An 18,536-nucleotide genomic window follows, 5' to 3' on the forward strand; every position below is an offset into this window, starting at 1 on the left:
AAGGCCAACAAGAGGCGAGCCATGGCGGCAATACGCAAACGACGCTCAAACGGGCGCAGGTGCATCTCCGGGTGGCTGGCTGGGTTACTGCTCTTCTGGGCCCAGGGGGCGCTTGCTACCGGCTGCCCGACATGGGACGAAGCGCAGCTCAGACAAGAGACCCAGGCGCTCGCCGCCCAGATCGCCCAGTGGGACCACGCCTATCACGAAGAGGGCATCTCGCTGATCGACGATGGCCTTTACGACCAGGCGCTCGCCCGGCTGCAGGGCTGGCGGGCGTGCCTGGACGACCCGACGCCCCACCGGCCGCTCACCCGCGTGACCTCAAGTCGCGGTACGCTTTCGCATCCCGCCGCCCAGCAGGGGCTCGACAAGACTGATGAAAGCGGCGTGCAGCGCTTTACCAGCCGCCGGGAGAACCTCTGGATCCAGCCCAAGGTAGACGGCGTGGCGGTGACCCTGCGCTACCAGGCAGGGGAGCTGGTCGAAGCGGTCAGCCGTGGTGACGGCATCGAGGGGCAGGACTGGACTGCACGTGCCCTGGCACTGCCCGGCGTGCCCAATACGCTGCCGTCACCGGTTTCTGTCGTGCTTCAGGGCGAGCTCTACTGGCGCCTGGATGACCATGTTCAGTCTCGTGCGCCCGCCTCCGGGGCAAGGGGCGCGGTGGCGGGCGCCATGGCCCAGGCAGACCCCACGCGGGAAACCAGGGAGCGGGTCGGGCTTTTTGTGTGGGGCTGGCCGGACGGGCCCACCGAGATGGCCGAGCGGCTGGCCCGCTTGGGCGCGCTGGGGTTCGATACGCCAGGCTACACCCACTTGCTTGATGACGAACATGATGCGGCCTACTGGCGCGAGGCGTGGTTCAACGGTGCGCTGCCCTTTGCCACGGACGGCGTGGTCATCAAGCAGGCCGAGCGGCCCGGCATCCGGCGCTGGTCAAGCGGCCCGCCAGAATGGGCGGTTGCCTGGAAATACCCTACCCAGCAGGCGCTGGCGGAAGTGCGCGGCGTGGAGTTTCGGGTCGGGCGCACCGGGCGGGTGACGCCGCTGCTATGGCTCTATCCGGTTCAGCTGGAGGGGCGGCGCATCAGCCGGGTGTCGCTGGGTTCGCTCTCCCGCTGGGAAAGCCTGGATCTACGCGCCGGTGATCAGGTCGCCATCACCCTGGCCGGGCTTACCATTCCCCGCTTTGAAGAGGTGGTATGGCAAACCCAGACGCGCGCGCCCGTCGCGGCACCTTCCGATGAGACCTACCACCTGCTGAGCTGCTTTCAGGATAGCCCCGCGTGTAGAGGGCAGCTGCTGGCGCGACTTGCCTACCTGGGTGAGCAGTTGGGCTTTCAGGGCGTCGGCGAAGGCACCTGGCAGGCGCTGCTGGATGCCGGACTGATACCGGATCTGCTGGCCTGGATGACGCTGGAACCCGACCAGCTGCGAATGGCCCACGGTATTGGTGAAGCCCGCAGTGATGCCCTCTACCAGCAGTTTCAGACCGCGTGGACTGCCCCCTATGACGCCTGGCTACAGGCGCTGGGCGTGCCGCCCGCCGGCGCCGCCCCGCTGCCCGACTGGCAGACGGCAAGCGCCTATCAGCCCAGTGATTGGGCGGCTCTGCCGGGTATCGGCCCCGGCAGGGCCGAGGCACTTAGCGCCTTTTTCTCCCACCCTGAAGTGCAGGCGATGGCCGGGCAGCTGGGTGCGCTGAACGTGGAGGGCTTTGTCGAGCCCTAGCCAAGCCCGGTGGCGCGCAACATGATGCCCAGATAGAAGGGAATCAGCAGCGGTGCCAGAAGCGTGGTCACCAGCACCGCAAGCGCCCCTTTCTGGGGCTGGATACCCAGCTCCATGGCCACCACCACCACGTTGGACGCCATGGGCACCACGCCCAACAGCAGTATCGCCATGGCAAGCTCTGCAGGTACCGGCATGAGCATCTGCAGCAGCAATACCGCGGTAAAGGTGGCCGCCGGCCAGACGAGATAGCGCAGCCCCACGCAGGCGGCGATAAAGCGCGTGTCCCAGGCGGCAAGCGTTACCTGGCTCAGCGTCATGCCGATGATCATCATGCCCAGCAGGGTGTAGGTGGCGGGAAATACGTCCAGCGAACTTGCCAGCGCTGGCGGCAGCGAGACGTTCAGCGCGCTGAGCAGCAGGGCAAACAGAAAGGCGTAGATCAGCGGCAGGCGGGAAATCTTGATCAGGCTCTGGCGAATCGAGAAATGGCCGCGGGCGCTCAAGTAGAACCCTACGGTAAATTCATACAGATTGATGCCCAGCATGCAGAACAGGTAAAGCGTCACCCCTTCCGGCGGCAGGAGAATCAGCGCCACCGGCAGGCCAAAATAACCCGTGTTGCCCGTGCCGGAGGAAAACGCCAGCAGCGCGCCCTCCTGCGGGCCGAAGCGGTGCCGTGTCAGGCGATGAACCAGCAGCGAAAGCAGGCTGACCAGGATAAACAGTGCCAGGGTGAGTACCAGATACTGCGGCGTGGGGCCGCCGTTCATCAGCGCGCGAAAGATGGTCAAGGGCGCAATCAGATAAACCAGCAGGGTGGCGATGGGGCGCGGGTCGATCTTCAATCGCTGGGCGGCAATAAACCCAAGCCCTACAAAGCTCAACAGCATGAGTAGCGGGCCCATCAAGGCGCCGGGGGATAGCTCCATATGCCCTCCTAACGGCATAAAGGGGTGGTCAACATGAGCCGAATTAAAGGCCAAGCGTGGAATCTTTCATTAGCCGCCGCCAGATGAAGCGGCGAGAATACACCAAAGTATCACTCTTTATTGTTCTGCATGAGGAAATCCCATGAGCAGCCAACAGCATCCGCTAGGTATCAGCTTTGAGTTCTTTCCGCCCAACACCGATGCCGGGCGCGACAAGCTGATGCTGGTTCGCGATGAGCTGGCCGCCCGCAACCCGCGGTTTTTCTCAGTCACCTACGGCGCCGGTGGTTCCACCCAGGCGCGCACCCGCGACACCGTACGCACGGTAAGCCAGAGCGGCGTGCAAACCGCCCCGCACCTCTCCTGCATTGGTAGCGAAAAGGCCCAGCTGCGCGACCTGCTGGCCCAGTACCGCGAAGAGGGTGTGAAAAGCCTGGTGGCGCTGCGCGGGGATATGCCCTCGGGCATGGCGAGCATCGGCGAGCTGCGCTACGCCAACGAGCTGGTGGAGTTTGTACGCCATGAAACCGGCGATCATTTTGATATCGCCGTGGCGGCCTACCCGGAGTCGCACCCTCAGGCGCCCAATCTGGACAAGGATATCGAGAATTTCGCGCGCAAGATGAAGGCGGGTGCCAACATGGCGATCACCCAATACTTCTTCACCGCTGAGGCGTACTTCAACTTCGTCGACAAGGCGCGCGCATTGGGGGTCGACCAGCCGATCATTCCCGGCATCATGCCGATTACCAACTACACCAAGCTTTCGCGCTTCTCTGATGCCTGCGGCGCAGAAATTCCCCGCTGGATGCGCAAACAGCTGGAAGGTTACGGCGACGACAGCGACGCGATTGCCAAGTTTGGCACCGAGGTGGTCTCCCACCTGTGCCAGCGCCTGCTGGATGGCGGCGCCCCGGGGCTGCACTTCTATACCCTCAACCAGTCTGCCCCGGTACTCAAGGTGGTGGACAACCTGGTCGGCTAGGCGCACTGCTGGCCAGACAAAAACGCCCCGCTCATTGAGCGGGGCGTTGTGTTTTGCGGTTTTGGGTTAACCGGCGCTCGCTTCGGCCGCGGTCGGCTTGCCGTTACCAAACTGCTTGCGCTGCATGACCAGCAGCGCCGCACCAATGGCAAGCCCTGCGATATCGGTATAGATACCGCCGTAGATCATGCACATGGCGCCTACCAGCATGACCACGCGTTTGAGCACGTTCACCGGCCCGAAGAACCAGGCCTGGACCATGCCGGACAGCAGAATGATACCCAGCGTGGCGGTCACACCCACCCGCAGGATCTGCAGCGGCGTACCTTCCATCAGCATGGCCGGGCTGTAGAAGAACATGAACGGCACGATAAAGGCCGCCAGGCCGATCTTGAACGACGCCACCGACGTGCCCATGGGGTTGTCGCCGGAGATACCTGCCGCCGCGTAGGAGGCCAGGGCCACCGGCGGGGTAATCGCCGATACCACGGCAAAGTAGAACACGAAGAAGTGGGCAACCAGCGGCTCGATGCCGATGTTGATCAACCCGGGTGCCACCACGGAGGCAGCAACCGCGTAGGCGGCCGTGGTGGGCATGCCCATACCCAGCAGAATGCTGATCAGCATGGCGAAGAACAGCGCCAGCAGCTGGCTGACGCCGGCCAGGCCCAGCAGCAGCGAAGAGAAGCGCGCGCCGACGCCGGTCAGCGAGATGACCCCCACGATCAGGCCCGCACAGGCACATACCGCGATGATCTGAATCGCCATGGTACCCGCCAGTTGAAGCGCCTTGAGAATCGCGGTCACCCCCATCTTGTTAGGCGACACCCAGCTGACGACGGCGGCGGACGCAGTGGCAAGCGTTCCTGCACGAATCACCGAATACCCCATGAACAGCGCCACGATCAGAATGATGATCGGCGCAAACAGGTAGGCCTGCTTGGCCAGCTTGGAGAACAGCGGGATCTCATCCTTGCGCATGCCGCGCATACCCTTGCGGGCGGCTTCGAAATCGACCATGAAGTAGATCGAGGCGAAGTAGAGAATCGCCGGGATCAGCGCCGCAATGGCGATATCGGTGTACGGAATCCCGGTGACTTCCGCCATGATAAAGGCGCCGGCGCCCATGATGGGCGGCATGATCTGCCCGCCTGTCGAGGCCGCGGCTTCAATGGCGCCAGCGCTGCGGGCCGGGTAGCCCACTTTCTTCATCAGCGGGATGGTCAGCGAACCCGTGGAAACCACGTTGCCAGCTGACGTGCCGTTGATCATGCCCATCAGGCCAGAGGCGAAGATGGATACCTTGGCAGGGCCTCCTCGGGCGCGTCCGGCAGCGGCAAAGGCGAAGTTGACGAAATAGTCGCCTACTTTCGAAGCCTGCAGGAAGGCCGCAAAAATAATGAACAGAATAATATAGGTCGAGGAGACCGCGGTGGTTGGGCCGAGGATACCGGCATCGGTATATACCTGGCTGAAAAAGCGCTGCAGCGAAAGGCCCGGATAACCCAAAAAGCCCGGCAGATAAGGCCCGGTAAATACGTAGGCCAGGAAAATCGCGGAGATGACCACCAGGGCCAGGCCCGCCACCCGGCGCGTCAGCTCAAGAATCAACAGCGAGCCGGCAATGGCGGCCCAGGAAATACCGATGGGCGCAAAGGACGTGCCGGTCGAGGCGCGCAGCGGCGTGTTGTATATCAGCAGCAGATAGCCAGCGCTTGCCAGCGCACACACCATCAGCACCAAATCTGCCGGGTTGAACTGGTGGCGCGCCTGGCGGAAGAACCAGCTCAGCACAATGGCGGCCGCGGAGGTCGCCATCAAGGGATAGCCGAAGTGCCACGATTCGACGGCCGGGTCGATGCGCATGGCACCGCCACCCAGCGTCTGCTGCATGACAAATACCTGGGCGAGCGTGTAGGCCGCGGGAATCAGCAGAGCGTAGCCCACCCACTTCAGCCAGGCAGGTGAGGCGCTCTGGCCATCTTCAGCAAAGCGGGCGCCGGCAAACAGGCCGTAACCCAGAATCAGTGCCCCGGCGATATGGACGATACGAAACGACCACGTCTCCATGGGGTAAACGTTGAGTGAAAACAGGTGAAAGCTTGAGTAGCCAATGGCAAGTGCAGCAAATAGAAAGAACTGCCAGCCGGTAAATACGCGGCGGTTGGCTTCAACGACTTCTTCATCGACGCCCTCGGCAATGGTGGGCGGCGGTGAAGCAAGCAGGGCATCATCCTTGAAGCCGTCGGGGTTTTGGGGGGTAGCGGGACTCATCAGAGTTCACCCTCACAGCAGAAACGGAAAAGGAGCAGTACAAAACTGCCCCGCCTGGTAGCCAGGAACGGGGCAGCAAGATGATGCGACGGGGTTAGTGAATCATGTCGTCGGAAATTTCGTAGCCGTTCTCTTCGTACCAGCGGGCAGCGCCCGGGTGGAAGGGCAGAACGGTGTTATGCACGATGTTCTCCGGAATGCTGGTTTCGGCGCTGCGGTGGATGGAACGCATGCGGTCGTTGTTTTCCATGGTCAGCTTGGTGACTTCGTAGATGAAGTCTTCCGGCAGATCGCAGGCCGCGATGGCGAAGTTCCACATGGAAACCGCGCGGGCATCCTCTTCAAGCGTAGAGTAGGTGCTGGCCGGAATGGTGAATTCCGCCACCGGGTAGGCGTCCAATACGGTGGCAAGCTCGTCTTCGGTAAACTCGATGATGTTCACGTCGGTCTGGACTTCCAGCTGGCTAACCGCCGGAATCGGGATACCCGCGGCAAAGGCAACCACGTCCAGCAGGCCGTCCTGCAGCTGGCCACCAAGGTCCGACCAGCCACCGTTGCGACGCTCGAAGTTCACGCCCAGGGTTTCCAGCATTGCCGGGAAGTAGGTATCAGAGGTGGAGGCCGCCGGGCCAAAGCCGATACGCGCGCCGTCCGGGATGTCCGAGATGGACTCGATGCCCGAGCTTGAAAGCGCGGCAATCGAGAACGGTGTCTCATACATCGGGAACATGGCGCAGACGTTATCCATCACCATGCCGGGGGCCAGCGGGCTCTTGCCGTTAACCGCATCTGATGCCGGACCCATGGTGGTCAGGCCAAAGGCCATATCGCCTGAGTGAACCAGCGCCAGGTTCTGGGTCGGGCCGCCGGTGACTTCACCGCCGCCGGAAAGGCCAAGCTCGTCGGCCACGAAGTTGGCCCAGCCAGAACCGTACACGAAGAAGGTGCCGCCCTGACTTGCGGTACCGACTGTGAAGTTTTCCGGCCAGTCGGCGCGGTCAGCGTGGGCACTGGCAGAGGCGAGCATCGCGCCGCCAACCAGAAGAGCGAGCGTTTTAGGCATCATGGTGCGCATGGCGTATTTCCTGAGCTGTTATTAGGATTGTGGACTGGCAGGCAGGGAGTGCGGGCCAGTAGCCGTCGTGATTAAGCACCTAATAAATAGCGATTGTTGTGCCAGTTAATCAGTTGGCTTTTAAAAACATAGGGTTACTGAAAAGCTGTTCAACTTTAGTGGAAATTGAAACGGCGCCGACTGTCTGGTTATTCGCACGTATGGCGGGCAAGAGTGTGCGGTTTTCCGCTCACTTCAAGGAGGGAATGGGTAGGCGAGAGGGGAAGAGGAGAAAGAGGGCGAGCGCCCTCTTGGGTGGTTTTCAGGTTCTTGGCTTGCCGGGGTCGAGTATGCGCACCGGCTGAACATCCTGGTTCTTCTGCTCGTCGCGGATCTGATTGACGCGGGTGGTCAGTTCAGAAGAGCTTTCATCTTCGATGGGCAGCTGTTCGAAAAAGTCGCAGCTGACGCACTCGCGGTAGCGAATGCCGTTCTGCTCCCAGGCACGAACGCGGTCCATGGCGGCGCAGCGCGGGCAGATAACGCCGGCAATAAAGCGCTTGACGGTAGACATAGGTTTCTCCGTGAGCGCGGCGCCGCCCTAGGCTGGCGCCGCGCGTTGAGTAAGGTCAGGCAGCGCGAATGCCGCTGTGGCGCAGCAGCGGCTCTACGCTCGGCTCACGGCCGCGAAACGCCTCGAACAGATCGGCGGCGTCGCGTGCGCCGCCCTGCTCCAGAATCTCCTGGCGAAAGCGCAGGCCCGTCTCGGCATCAAAAATACCCGCTTCTTCAAACGCGCTCCAGGCGTCAGCCGAGAGCACCTCTGCCCACTTGTAGCTGTAGTAACCCGCCGCGTAGCCGCCGGCAAAGATATGCGCGAAGCTGTTCTGAAAGCGGTTGAAGGGCACCGCCGGTACCACGGACACCTGGCTGCGTACGTCATCGAGCAGTGCCTGAACGTCCTGGGCGCTGGGCGCTTCCAGTTCGTGGTGCAGGCGCAGATCAAACAGCGAAAACTCGACCTGGCGCACCATGCCCATGGCGGACTGGAAGTTCTTGGCCGCCTGGAGGCGCTCGAGCAGCTCCGCGGGAAGCGCTTCGCCGGTATCCACGTGCTTGGCCAGCAGGTTGAGCCCTTCGCGCTCCCAGCAGTAGTTCTCCATGAACTGGCTGGGCAGCTCGACCGCATCCCAGGCCACGCCGTTGATGCCGGAAATGTCCGCGATGTGCTGCTTGGTCAACATGTGGTGCAGGCCGTGCCCGAACTCATGGAACAGCGTGGTCACTTCATCGTGGGTGAGCAGTGCCGGCTTGCCGCCTACCGGGGCGGTAAAGTTGCAGGTCAGGAAGGCCACGGGCAGCTGCAAGCCGCCATCGGTCTGGCGGCGTACCCGGCAGTCGGCCATCCAGGCGCCGCCGCGCTTGCCCTCCCGGGCGTACAGGTCAAGGTAGAACCCGGCAATCGGCTGACCATGTTCGGTAATCCGGAAGTAGCGCACGTCATCGTGATAGCTGGATGCCTGGCTATCCTCTTCAACGCTCACCCCGTACAGGCGTTCGACCACCTGGAACAGGCCATCGATCACCCGCGGGGCGGGGAAGTAGGGGCGCAGCTGCTCCTGGGAAATCGCGTGACGCGCCTCGCGCAGTTTCTCGCTTGCGTAGGCAACGTCCCAGGGCTTGAGTTCTTCAAGGCCCAGCTCGTCGCGGGCGTAGGCGCTAAGCTCGGCAAACTCCTCTTTCGCCTGGGGGACTGCACGGCGGGCAAGGTCGCCCAGAAAATCGAGCACCTGCTCGGGCGATTCGGCCATCTTGGTGGTCAGCGAGAAATCCGCGTAGGTCTCGAACCCCAGCAGTTTGGCAAGCTCCTGGCGAAGCGCCAGAATCTCTTCCATGATCGGGGCGTTATCAAATTTTCCCGCATCCGGGCCCTGGTCAGAGGCGCGAGTGACAAAGGCGGTATATACCTCCTCACGCAGCTCCCGGCTATCGGCGTAGCTCACGACCGGGAAGAAGCTCGGGAAGTCCAGGGTAATACGGTAGCCCGAAACGCCTTTGGCTTCGGCCATGGCCTTGAGCGTCTCCCGCGCGCTTTCAGGCACGCCGGCCAGCATCGCTTCGCTGTTGATGTCCTTATGCCAGGCCTGGGTGGCATCCAGTACGTTGTTGGAGTACTGGTTGGAAAGGGTAGAAAGACGCGCCTGGATTTCACCGTAACGGGCTTTCCTGTCGTCGGGCAGGTCGACCCCGGCAAGGCGGAAATCGCGCAGCGCGTTATCCACCGTGCGCCGCTGAGCGGCATCCAGCGTATTCCAGGCCTCGCCTTCCTTGAGCGCCTGCCAGCCGCGGAAAAGCCCTTCGTGCTGGCCTACCCAGGTGCCAAAGGCGGAGAGTTTCTCCAGGCAGGTCTGATAGGCTTCGCGCAGCTCTGGCGTGTTCATGGTGCTGTTCAAGTGGGACACCGGTGACCAGGCCTGAGAAAGCCGGTCGCTGACGGCTTCAAGCGGCTCGGCAAAGCTTTCCCAGGTGGGCGGCGTGTCGGCGGCTTGCCGGGCCAGGCGGTCGATCGTTTCACGGTTCTCGCCGAGTAGCGTATCCACCGCGGGTACCACATGCTCGGCACGCATATCAGCGAAAGGGGGAAGCTTGTGGGTTTCAAGCAGCGGATTATGGGACATAGACACCTCGGCTGGCGCATTAGGGGCATGAAACAGCGTGCAAAAACGCAGGATAATAGCTAAACAGTGTGGGCACAGGGCGGCTCTTTCAATGCCAGGGTTTGGTCTCTTGACGAGTGCCTGCTAGTCTTGCCGCCTTTTAGTGCCCTTAATGGCAGGAGAAATCGATGAGCGAAACGCTGGAGCGCTGGGGGTCGAAGCGCGCCTTTATCCTGGCGGTAACCGGGGCGGCGGTAGGGCTTGGCAATATCTGGCGCTTTCCTTATGTGGCCGGTGAAAACGGCGGCGCGGCGTTTTTGCTGATCTACGTGGCCTTTGTGCTGCTGCTGGGGATACCGGTCATGATGGCCGAAATCCTGATCGGTCGGGCCGGGCGGCGCGGGCCGATCCAGGCGCTGGGGGCGTTGGCGGCAGATGCCGGGGCTTCGAGCAATTGGCGCTGGCTGGGGCTGTTTGGCGCGTTCACGGTATTCTGCATTCTATCCTTCTATTCGGTGGTGTCCGGCTGGTCGATCGAGTTTCTGGTGGCCTCCATCAATGGGCAGTTCAATGGCGCTACCGCCGCCGAAATCGGCGCGGGCTTTGACGCCTTTCTGGCCAACCCGGGGCTTTTGATCTTCAATCATTCGCTGTTTCTGTTCATGACCATGACGGTGGTGGCGGCGGGTATTGCCAAGGGGCTCGAGCGGCTCAATAACCTGCTGATGCCGCTGCTGTATGCGCTGCTCTTGCTGCTGGCAGGTTACGCGGCGACCACCGATGGCTTTACCACGGCGCTGGCGTGGCTGTTTCTGCCTTCGTTCGATGCGCTGACCCCGACCGTGGTACTGCACGCCATGGGCCATGCGTTCTTTACCCTGGCGGTTGGCGCCTGCGCGCTGATGGCCTACGGCGCTTACATGCCCGACGAGCAGAGCCTGCCCAAGGCGGCGGTGGCGGTGGCAGCGCTGGACATCAGCGTGGCGCTGCTTGCCGGTATCGCGATCTTCTCGGTGGTGTTCGCCCAGGGGATGGATCCATCCGAGGGGCCGGGGCTTATGTTTGTGACGCTGCCCATTGCCTTTTCCGAGCTGCCGGGCGGGGCGGTCTGGCTGAGTGTATTCTTCCTGCTGCTGCTGTTGGCGACCTGGACCTCGGCGATCAACCTGGCTGAACCTATGGTAGCCACCCTTCAGGGCCTGGGGCTAAGGCGCAGTGTTTCAACGGCTATCGTGGGGTTGAGCGTGTGGCTGATGGGGCTGTTGTCGGCGTTTTCGTTCTCGACGCTGGCCGAGTTCCGGCCCCTCTTCGGGCGCAATATATTCGAGCTGGTCAGCAGCATTCCGCCGGACGTGTTCCTGCCGCTGGGCGGGCTCTTGATTGCCACCTTTGCCGCCTGGGTCATGCCGCAGCGTGCCGTGGTCAAGGCGCTGGGCGTAGGCGAACGCGGCTATCTTGTGTGGCGCAATGTCGTGCGCTGGGTGTCGATTCCGCTGACGTTTATCGTGCTGCTGGGCGGATTGCTGTAGTGATGATCGCGCTGTTCGACGAGTCAGGATCAATGAGTCAGGAGGGTGTCATGAGTGGTGCATTGAGAAGCTTTAAAGGGCATTCACCGCGCCTTGGCGAGCGGGTATATATCGACCCGGCCAGTGTGGTGATTGGCGACGTGGTGCTGGGCGATGACTGCTCGGTATGGCCGATGACGGTGATTCGCGGAGATATGCACCGCATTCGCCTGGGGGCGCGTGTGAGCGTTCAGGACGGCAGCGTGCTGCATATTACCCACGCCAGTGACTTCAACCCAGATGGCTTTCCGCTGACCGTGGGCGATGACGTGACTATTGGCCACAAGGCCATTCTGCACGGCTGCACCCTGGGCAGCCGTATTCTGGTGGGAATGGGCGCCATCGTCATGGACGGCGCAGTGGTCGAGGATGAGGTGATCATTGCCGCCGGCGCCGTGGTTACCCCGGGCAAGCGCCTGGAAAGCGGCTACGTGTACGCCGGGAATCCGGCCAGGGCGCTGCGCCCCTTGAAAGAGTCAGAGCGCGCCTTCTTTCCTTACACCGCCGGTAACTATGTAAAACTGAAGGATCAGTTTCTGGCCGAAGTCGCCTTATGAGGCATCCAGGCTAAACAGTTGGCCTGACAACCTTTTTTCGAAATGAGCCATGTTGCAATTCTGAAAAATCTGGTAATTTATCCAGTTTTCCAGGGTGCCGCGACATGGCTAACTTTCGCACGCATATTACGGTAGCAACCGCGGGCGGCATGCTGATGGCGTACGCGGGGTGGCAGGCCGAGTGGTGGCCGTCAACCCAGGCCGTGCTGATCGTGGCGCTGGTCGCGTTTGGCGGTATTCTGCCGGATATCGACGCGGACCGATCCCGCTCCATCCGCTTGATTTTCAATCTTCTTTCCGTGCCTTCGCTGGTGCTGGGCGTGATGCTGCTGGAGTCGTGGCTGACGCCGGGTATGCTGCTGGTGGCGTGCGGGGGAATCTACTTCTGCGTGAGGTATCTGGCGGGGATTCTGTTTTCGAAGCTGACGGTGCATCGGGGCATCTGGCACTCGCTTCTGGCGGCGGGGCTATGCTCACTGCTGACCGCCGCGCTGAGCTATCACCTGCTTTTCCAGCCTCCCTGGCTTGCCTGGTCTCACGGTGCGGCCGTGCTGCTGGGGTTCGTGATTCACCTGGGGCTTGATGAGATCTACAGCGTGGACCTGGAGGGCGCCCGGCTCAAGCGCTCGTTTGGTACGGCGCTCAAGCTCGGTGATAGCCGCCGGCCCATGTCGAACCTGTTGATGCTGATTGCCACGCTTACCCTACTGCCCTGGGCGCCGCCCTGGTCGGTACTGGTGGAGTTGATGCATCAGGGCTCGCTGCTGTGGCGGTAGTCTTCGGCATTCAGGCCGTGCTTTTTGAGCTTGTCGTAGAACGTCTTGCGCGGAATGCCGAGATGGCGGCAAACGTCGGTCACACGGCCATGGTGGCGGGCCAGCGATTGGCTGATCAGACTCTTTTCGAATAGCTCCACCTGGCGTGGCAGAGTGGGTTCCTGGGTATCGGCAGCGGCCCCTTCCAGCAACATGTCCAGGCGGTAGTCAAAGGCCGCGCCCAGCAGGACGTAGCGCTCTGCCAGATTGCGCAGCTCGCGCACGTTGCCGGGCCAGTCGTGGGCGAGCAGGGCGGCCACGGCGTGGCTGTCCAGGCTGGGCGCTTCCAGGCCGCTGCGGTTGGCGGCCACCACGGCAAAATGCTGGAACAGCAGCGGAATATCCTCGCGCCGTTCGCGCAGGGCAGGCAGCGGCAGGGTGACCACGTTCAGCCGGTAGTAGAGGTCCCCGCGAAAACGCCCTTCCTCCGCGGCGACTTTCAGGTCCACCTTGGTCGCGGCAATCACCCGCAGGTCCAGCGGCACCCCTTCATTGGCGCCTAGCCGTTCAATGCTGCGCTCCTGCAACACGCGCAGCAGCTTGACCTGCAGGGCCAGCGGCATGGATTCGATTTCATCGAGAAACACCGTGCCGCCGTTGGCATGCTCGAACTTGCCGATGCGCCGCTCGACCGCGCCGGTAAAGGCGCCTTTCTCGTGGCCGAACAGCTCGGACTCGATGGTGTTTTCCGGTACGGCACCGCAGTTGATCGCCATGAAGGGGTTGTTGCGCCGGGCGCTGCGCTCGTGAATGGCGCGGGCCACCAGGTCCTTGCCCGTGCCCGTTTCGCCAAACAGCAGCACATCGGCCTCTACCTGGCTGATCCGTTGGATCATCGCGGCAAGGCGGGAAATGATCGCCGTGCGGCCCACCAGGCGCGGCCCAAGTGCGGCTTGCTGAACTTCAAGCTCCGCTTTCAGGCGGTTGTTCTCAAGGCTGAGCTGGCGCTTTTCGATCCCGCGGCGCACGACGTCCAGCAACTGATCGCCGGCAAACGGTTTCTCGAGAAAATCCCAGGCACCGGCACGCATCGCTTCCACTGCGGTTGAGATATCACCGTGGCCGGTAATCAGGATGATCGGCAGGGTCGGGTCGCGGCGGTGCAATTCGTTGAGAAGCTCCATGCCGCCCATGCCGGGCATGCGGATATCGCTGACGATGACCCCGGGAAAGTCCACCGGCAGCGCGCTTAACGCCTGTTCGGCGGACTCGAAGCAGTGGGGCGTGTAGCCGGCAAGCTCCAGCGTCTGGCTGGCGGTAATGCGCAGGTGCGGTTCGTCGTCGATCACCATGACCGGCAGCGTCGACGGCTCATGCATGGCTAGGGTTCCCTTTCAAAGTGTGAGTGTGCAAGGGCGCTGAGGGCGACACAGGCAGCGTGATGATAAAGCAGGCGCCCCCGGTATCACGGTTGCTGGCCAGCAGCTTGCCGCCCAGGTCGTCCATGATACGCGAAGAGATGGAAAGTCCCAGGCCAAGGCCGCTTCCCGGCGCCTTGGTGGTAAAGAAGGGTTCGAATATCTGTACCAGATGGGCGTCATCAATGCCGGGGCCGTTATCCATCACGTGGATGGTCACCTGGTTGCCGCTGAGCGCGGCGCTGAGCGTAAGCGTTGGGTCGGGTGTCTCTTTCATGGCGTGCAGTGCATTGCCGATCAGGTTGACCAGCACCTGCTCAAGGCGTACCAGGTCGCCCATTGCCCATAAGGTCTCCTCAGGCCACTGCGGATCAACGCGTACGTGGCCATCGCGCAGGCGGCTTTGAAACAGTCGCAGGGCGTATTCGATGCAGGCTTGCACCGAGATGGTCTCCTGACGCTCGCTGCTCTTGCGCGAAAACTGGCGAAGCTGAGCGCTGATTTCTGCCATGCGCTGGGTCAACTCGACGATCTGTTCGAGGTTGGCATCGGCCTGCTCCACCCGGGAGAGGGCCAGAAAGCGGCGGGCGTTTTCGCCGTAGGCGCGGATGGCCGCCAGCGGCTGGTTAAGCTCATGATTGATACCGGCGGCCAACTGGCCCAGCACGGCAAGCTTGGCGGCCTGAATCAGCTCATCCTGAGTCTGACGCAGGCTGGCCTCGGCGCGGCGGCGCTCATCGATTTCATCGGAAAGGCGCTGGTTGCTGGCCACCAGGTCTCGGGTGCGGCGCTCGACGCTCTCCTCCAGCTCGTCGCGCACCAGAGCCAGCGTCTGGCGCTCGCGTTCGGCAAACGCTTCGCGCTCGCGGCGCAGGCGCCGACGCTGCCAGCCAATCCCGCCGCCCAGCGCAATCATGCTGTAAAGCCCGCCGGCCATCAGGGCCGCGACCCACTGTGCGCTGACCACGGGCGTCAAGGGTTTGAGAATGTGCATCTGCCAGCCAAATTCGGCTACCGGGCGCGTCAGGCGCAGGTAGCGCCCACCACTCAGCGGGCCATCGGCGAAGCTGACCAGCGCGCTATCCGGCGCGTAAGCCGTTTCAATACGAATGCCTGACGGCGAGAGCGGTTCCATGGCGTAGCGGCGTGTCTGGAGCAGTTTCTGATGCTGCCCATCGCTCAAGGGGTAGAGCGCACGCATGCGCAGCTCCGGGCGGCTGGCCATGAAGATGATGTTGTCGCCGTCCGTGACCAGAAGCTCAGCGTCCTGCTCGGCCCAGCCCTCTTCCACATCGTCCAGAAGTACCTTGATGACCATGACGCCATCCGGCTGGGCATCCGGGGAGGTGTCGTCGATCCACACCGGTGCCGAGAAGAAGTAGCCCCGTTCAAGCGACTGGGTGCCAAGGCCGTAAAACCGCCCCTGCCGGCCTGCAATGGCTTCGCTGTAGTAGCTGCGAAATGCGTAGTTGTGGCCGATAAAGGTGTTGGGGCGGTGCCAGTTGCTGGCGGCTATCGTGGTGGCATCACGGTCGAGCAGGTAAACGTCGGATACGCCGGACGTAAAGCGAAAGCGGTCAAGCAGCAGGTTGAGTGCCATCGGATTCTGGCTGTCGGGTGCGCTCAGGAACCGCTGCACGCCCTCGCGGGTGGCCAGCATCTGCGGCAGGTAGTCGTAGCGCAGCAGATAACCGTTGAGGTTGGCCGCCGAGAGGCGCAGCTCGTTTTCCGCATCATCCTGAAGGTCGGCAATCGCCTGTTCGCGGGCCAGCCGGGCGGCTTGCCACATGGTGATGATCAGCCCCAGGGTAATAACGGCAAGCCACACCGCCTTCCAGCGTAGCCTTCTCATACCGGCGCGCTGCTGGAGCCTTGTGAGCGCCGCAGGGCACGCTGCGCCCGGGTTTCGGCACGGGCCATTTCCAAAAGCCCCTCTTCGACGTAGACCAGATGCTCGTGCGCCCGGGCGCGGGCGTCTTCGGCGCGGCCTTCCAGAATGGCATCCAGCAGCGCACGGTGCTGCTGCATCAGCCGGCTGCGCGAATCGGGTTTGGCAAACAGATGGGCCAGGTTGTCCACGATGCTCTGCTCGAGCAGGTGGAAAATGCCGCGGGTGGTATGCAGCAGCAGAACGTTGTGCGCCGCTTCGGCAATGGCCAGGTGAAAGGCCGCGTCCAGCTTGGCTTCCTGAATCGGGTCGGCGCCGACAAAGCCGCCATCTAGCTCTTCAAAGCGCTGGATGAGAATAGCCTTGTCGGCCGGGGTAGAGCGCAGCGCGGCGTAGTAGGCTGAAATACCCTCCATGGCATCTCGAAATTCAAGCAGGTCCAAGTGGAATTCGCCATGACGGGAAAGCATTTCCAGAAGCGGGTCGGTATAGCCGCTGTTGAGAGTGTCGTTGACGAAGGTGCCGCCGCCCTGACGGCTGGTGAGCAGTCCACGTGCAGCAAGTTTCTGAATCGCTTCGCGCAGTGAAGGGCGAGAGACGCCAAACCGCTCGGCCAGTTCGCGCTCGGGGGGCAAGCGCTGCCCCGGCTTCAGGCTGCCTTCCAGAATCATGCCTTCCAGGCGTTCAGTAATCACATCGGCCAAGCGCTGCTGACGAAGCGGAGGATAAGTCATGCGTCTAGCTTCCTTTAATTGGTAAGACCAATAATAAAGCAGGTAAGCTATGTCACTCAAGCGCCTCAGTCAGAAAATGACGGCCTGACATTTCAATGCTGACTAGAACTAAAGTATAGAGCCTTATAGCGCTTCATCGACGCAACTTTGTTTGACAGTTTTCATGCGCCTAATTACTGTAATGACTTTGCTGTTGTCAATTGGTTTTACCAATTTTAATGTTGCTAGCACGCTGGGCAGTACGCACGGCTGATGCAGGCGCCGAGCGGGCTTTTACCCCAGTTATCGTGCGCTTCTTTATGCAGTCTCTGCCTATCTTTACGTTGATGCCGGGTTTACAGCGTGCGCCGCGCTCACCTTTATAGGTAGCGTATCTACTGCATAGGGCTTGCCATGATCATCTCTGCCTCCACCGACTACCGCAAGGCGGCCCAGCGCCGTATACCGCCCTTCCTGTTTCATTATGCGGATGGCGGCTCTTATACCGAGCACACCCTGCGGCGTAATGTCGAGGACCTGGCCGATATTGCGCTGCGCCAGCGCGTGCTCAAGGACATGTCATCGCTATCGCTTGAAACCACGCTGTTTGGGGAGACGCTTGCGATGCCGATTGCGCTGGCGCCGGTGGGGCTTGCAGGCATGTACGCCCGGCGCGGTGAAGTGCAGGCGGCGCGCGCGGCGGCCAGTAAAGGCATCCCTTTTACGCTCTCGACGGTATCGGTGTGTCCTATCGATGAAGTGGCCTCGGTCATTGATCGGCCTATCTGGTTTCAGCTGTATGTATTGAAGGACCGCGGGTTCATGAAGCACGCCCTGGAAAAGGCCAAGGCCGCAGGCGTCAAGACGCTGGTATTTACTGTGGACATGCCCGTACCCGGGGCGCGCTATCGCGATGCCCACTCCGGCATGAGCGGTAAAAGCGGCCCGATTCGGCGGATGGCCCAGGCGGCGATGCATCCTTTATGGGCCTGGGATGTGGGTATCCACGGCCGCCCTCATGATCTGGGCAACGTCTCCGACTATCGGGGCAATCCGACAGGGCTTGAAGACTATATCGCTTGGCTTGGCAACAACTTCGATCCGGCGATCTCCTGGAAGGATCTGGAGTGGATTCGTGAGTTCTGGGATGGTCCCATGATCATCAAAGGTATTCTCGACCCCGAAGATGCCCGCGACGCGGTGCGCTTTGGCGCGGACGGTATCGTGGTCTCCAACCATGGTGGGCGTCAGCTTGATGGCGTCATGTCATCCGCACGCGCGCTGCCGGCCATCGCCGATGCGGTCAAAGGCGACCTGGCCATTCTGGCCGACTCCGGTATACGCAGCGGGCTTGATGTCGTGCGCATGATTGCCTTGGGCGCCGATACGGTATTGCTGGGGCGCGCCTTCATTTATGCGCTGGCCACGCGCGGCGAGACTGGGGTGGCCCATCTACTTGAGCTGTTTGAAAAGGAGATGCGGGTCGCCATGACCCTCACGGGCGCGCACAGCATTGCCGATCTTGGCACGGACTCGCTGGTTCCTGATTCGCTGCGCGGCCTCTCCTGAGCGCCAGGGAGATGTTTTTCATATCAATATGAAAAAGCGCTTGCACAACCGGCATCGAATCCGTAAAGTACGCATCCGCTGCCGGGGACGCCAAGCGTTACCAGCGGTGCACGAAGGTGAAAACCTTCGGTTTGTCAGGTAGTTAGCGGTTTTGGATGTGGCAGGTTTTACATCGAAAACAACGCCCTTGACAAACACCAGGAAATGCGTAGAATACGCCTTCCTCGCTGAGGCAAGCGGCTCCGGTCATCGAGTCGATACTTTCTTCAAGCGAAACCGCTCTTTAACAATTTGATCAGGTAATTCATGTGGGCGTTTGCCGATGAGGGTGACAAGTCACCAAATATCAAGGCAGACGAACACAGCGATACTCTTCGGAGTATCACAGTATAATTCGTTTGAACCTTGAGCCAAGTTTGATCCGCTTTTGTT

The 18,536-nt window shown here is 61.7% G+C and carries 14 protein-coding genes; 6 read left to right on the plus strand and 8 right to left on the minus strand.

From position 1 onward, the window contains the following. The first annotated feature begins 21 nt into the window (after window positions 1-21). Complete coding sequence (ligB, locus tag B0H98_RS16545; protein WP_106376173.1) at window positions 22-1,734, plus strand: NAD-dependent DNA ligase LigB; 1,713 nt, start codon at window positions 22-24, stop codon at window positions 1,732-1,734. Here ligB and B0H98_RS16550 read toward each other — a convergent pair. Then, window positions 1,731-2,666 carry an AEC family transporter gene (locus tag B0H98_RS16550; RefSeq protein WP_106376174.1) on the minus strand — a complete coding sequence of 312 codons (936 nt, stop codon included), beginning with the start codon at window positions 2,664-2,666 and terminating at the stop codon, window positions 1,731-1,733. The genes ligB and B0H98_RS16550 overlap by 4 nt on opposite strands. 142 nt (window positions 2,667-2,808) lie before the next feature. On the opposite strand from B0H98_RS16550, the gene metF reads away from it, so the two are divergent. Next, on the plus strand, window positions 2,809-3,651 hold the full coding sequence (metF, locus tag B0H98_RS16555; RefSeq protein WP_106376175.1) for a methylenetetrahydrofolate reductase [NAD(P)H]: 843 nt from the start codon (window positions 2,809-2,811) through the stop codon (window positions 3,649-3,651). Window positions 3,652-3,717: 66 nt separating this feature from the next. On the opposite strand, the gene B0H98_RS16560 is transcribed toward metF, so the two are convergent. The 4 genes from B0H98_RS16560 to prlC form a co-directional block, all read right to left on the minus strand. Further along, window positions 3,718-5,925, minus strand: coding sequence for a TRAP transporter permease (locus B0H98_RS16560; RefSeq protein ID WP_106376176.1), 2,208 nt, complete (start codon window positions 5,923-5,925; stop codon window positions 3,718-3,720). Between the two features lie 94 nt (window positions 5,926-6,019). Beyond that, entirely contained in the window at window positions 6,020-7,000 is a 981-nt protein-coding gene (locus B0H98_RS16565; protein ID WP_106376177.1) for a TAXI family TRAP transporter solute-binding subunit, read from the minus strand. Between the two features lie 301 nt (window positions 7,001-7,301). After that, on the minus strand, window positions 7,302-7,553 hold the full coding sequence (locus B0H98_RS16570; protein ID WP_106376178.1) for a YheV family putative zinc ribbon protein: 252 nt from the start codon (window positions 7,551-7,553) through the stop codon (window positions 7,302-7,304). A gap of 55 nt (window positions 7,554-7,608) precedes the next feature. After that, window positions 7,609-9,657: an oligopeptidase A gene (gene prlC / locus B0H98_RS16575; RefSeq protein WP_106376179.1), complete on the minus strand. Its 2,049-nt coding sequence runs from the start codon at window positions 9,655-9,657 to the stop codon at window positions 7,609-7,611. Window positions 9,658-9,824: 167 nt separating this feature from the next. On the opposite strand from prlC, the gene B0H98_RS16580 reads away from it, so the two are divergent. The 3 genes from B0H98_RS16580 to B0H98_RS16590 all read left to right on the plus strand — a co-directional run bounded on the left by B0H98_RS16580 (window position 9,825) and on the right by B0H98_RS16590 (window position 12,537). Beyond that, window positions 9,825-11,165 (plus strand): sodium-dependent transporter, encoded by a 1,341-nt coding sequence (locus tag B0H98_RS16580; RefSeq protein ID WP_106376180.1) that lies wholly within the window; start codon window positions 9,825-9,827, stop codon window positions 11,163-11,165. Between the two features lie 50 nt (window positions 11,166-11,215). After that, window positions 11,216-11,761 carry a gamma carbonic anhydrase family protein gene (locus B0H98_RS16585; protein ID WP_106376181.1) on the plus strand — a complete coding sequence of 182 codons (546 nt, stop codon included), beginning with the start codon at window positions 11,216-11,218 and terminating at the stop codon, window positions 11,759-11,761. 104 nt (window positions 11,762-11,865) lie between these two features. Continuing rightward, window positions 11,866-12,537: a metal-dependent hydrolase gene (locus B0H98_RS16590; RefSeq protein WP_106376182.1), complete on the plus strand. Its 672-nt coding sequence runs from the start codon at window positions 11,866-11,868 to the stop codon at window positions 12,535-12,537. On the opposite strand, the gene B0H98_RS16595 is transcribed toward B0H98_RS16590, so the two are convergent. From B0H98_RS16595 to B0H98_RS16605, 3 genes are read right to left on the minus strand one after another with little or no spacing between them, the layout of a single operon-like run. Beyond that, on the minus strand, window positions 12,513-13,895 hold the full coding sequence (locus B0H98_RS16595; protein ID WP_106376183.1) for a sigma-54-dependent transcriptional regulator: 1,383 nt from the start codon (window positions 13,893-13,895) through the stop codon (window positions 12,513-12,515). The genes B0H98_RS16590 and B0H98_RS16595 overlap by 25 nt on opposite strands. Then, the gene (locus B0H98_RS16600) at window positions 13,888-15,786 is read right to left on the minus strand and encodes a sensor histidine kinase (RefSeq protein WP_106376184.1); all 1,899 of its coding nucleotides are present in this window, start codon (window positions 15,784-15,786) and stop codon (window positions 13,888-13,890) included. Before B0H98_RS16600 ends, B0H98_RS16595 begins: the two co-directional genes overlap by 8 nt. Next, on the minus strand, window positions 15,783-16,556 hold the full coding sequence (locus tag B0H98_RS16605; protein ID WP_106376185.1) for a GntR family transcriptional regulator: 774 nt from the start codon (window positions 16,554-16,556) through the stop codon (window positions 15,783-15,785). The genes B0H98_RS16600 and B0H98_RS16605 overlap by 4 nt, the downstream gene beginning before the upstream one ends. A 393-nt stretch (window positions 16,557-16,949) precedes the next feature. Here B0H98_RS16605 and lldD point away from each other — a divergent pair, with 393 nt between their 5' ends. Then, window positions 16,950-18,104: an FMN-dependent L-lactate dehydrogenase LldD gene (lldD, locus tag B0H98_RS16610; RefSeq protein WP_106376186.1), complete on the plus strand. Its 1,155-nt coding sequence runs from the start codon at window positions 16,950-16,952 to the stop codon at window positions 18,102-18,104. The last annotated feature ends 432 nt before the right edge of the window (window positions 18,105-18,536 follow it).

The organism is Vreelandella songnenensis (assembly GCF_003002925.1).
GTDB classification, from domain to species: domain Bacteria; phylum Pseudomonadota; class Gammaproteobacteria; order Pseudomonadales; family Halomonadaceae; genus Vreelandella; species Vreelandella songnenensis.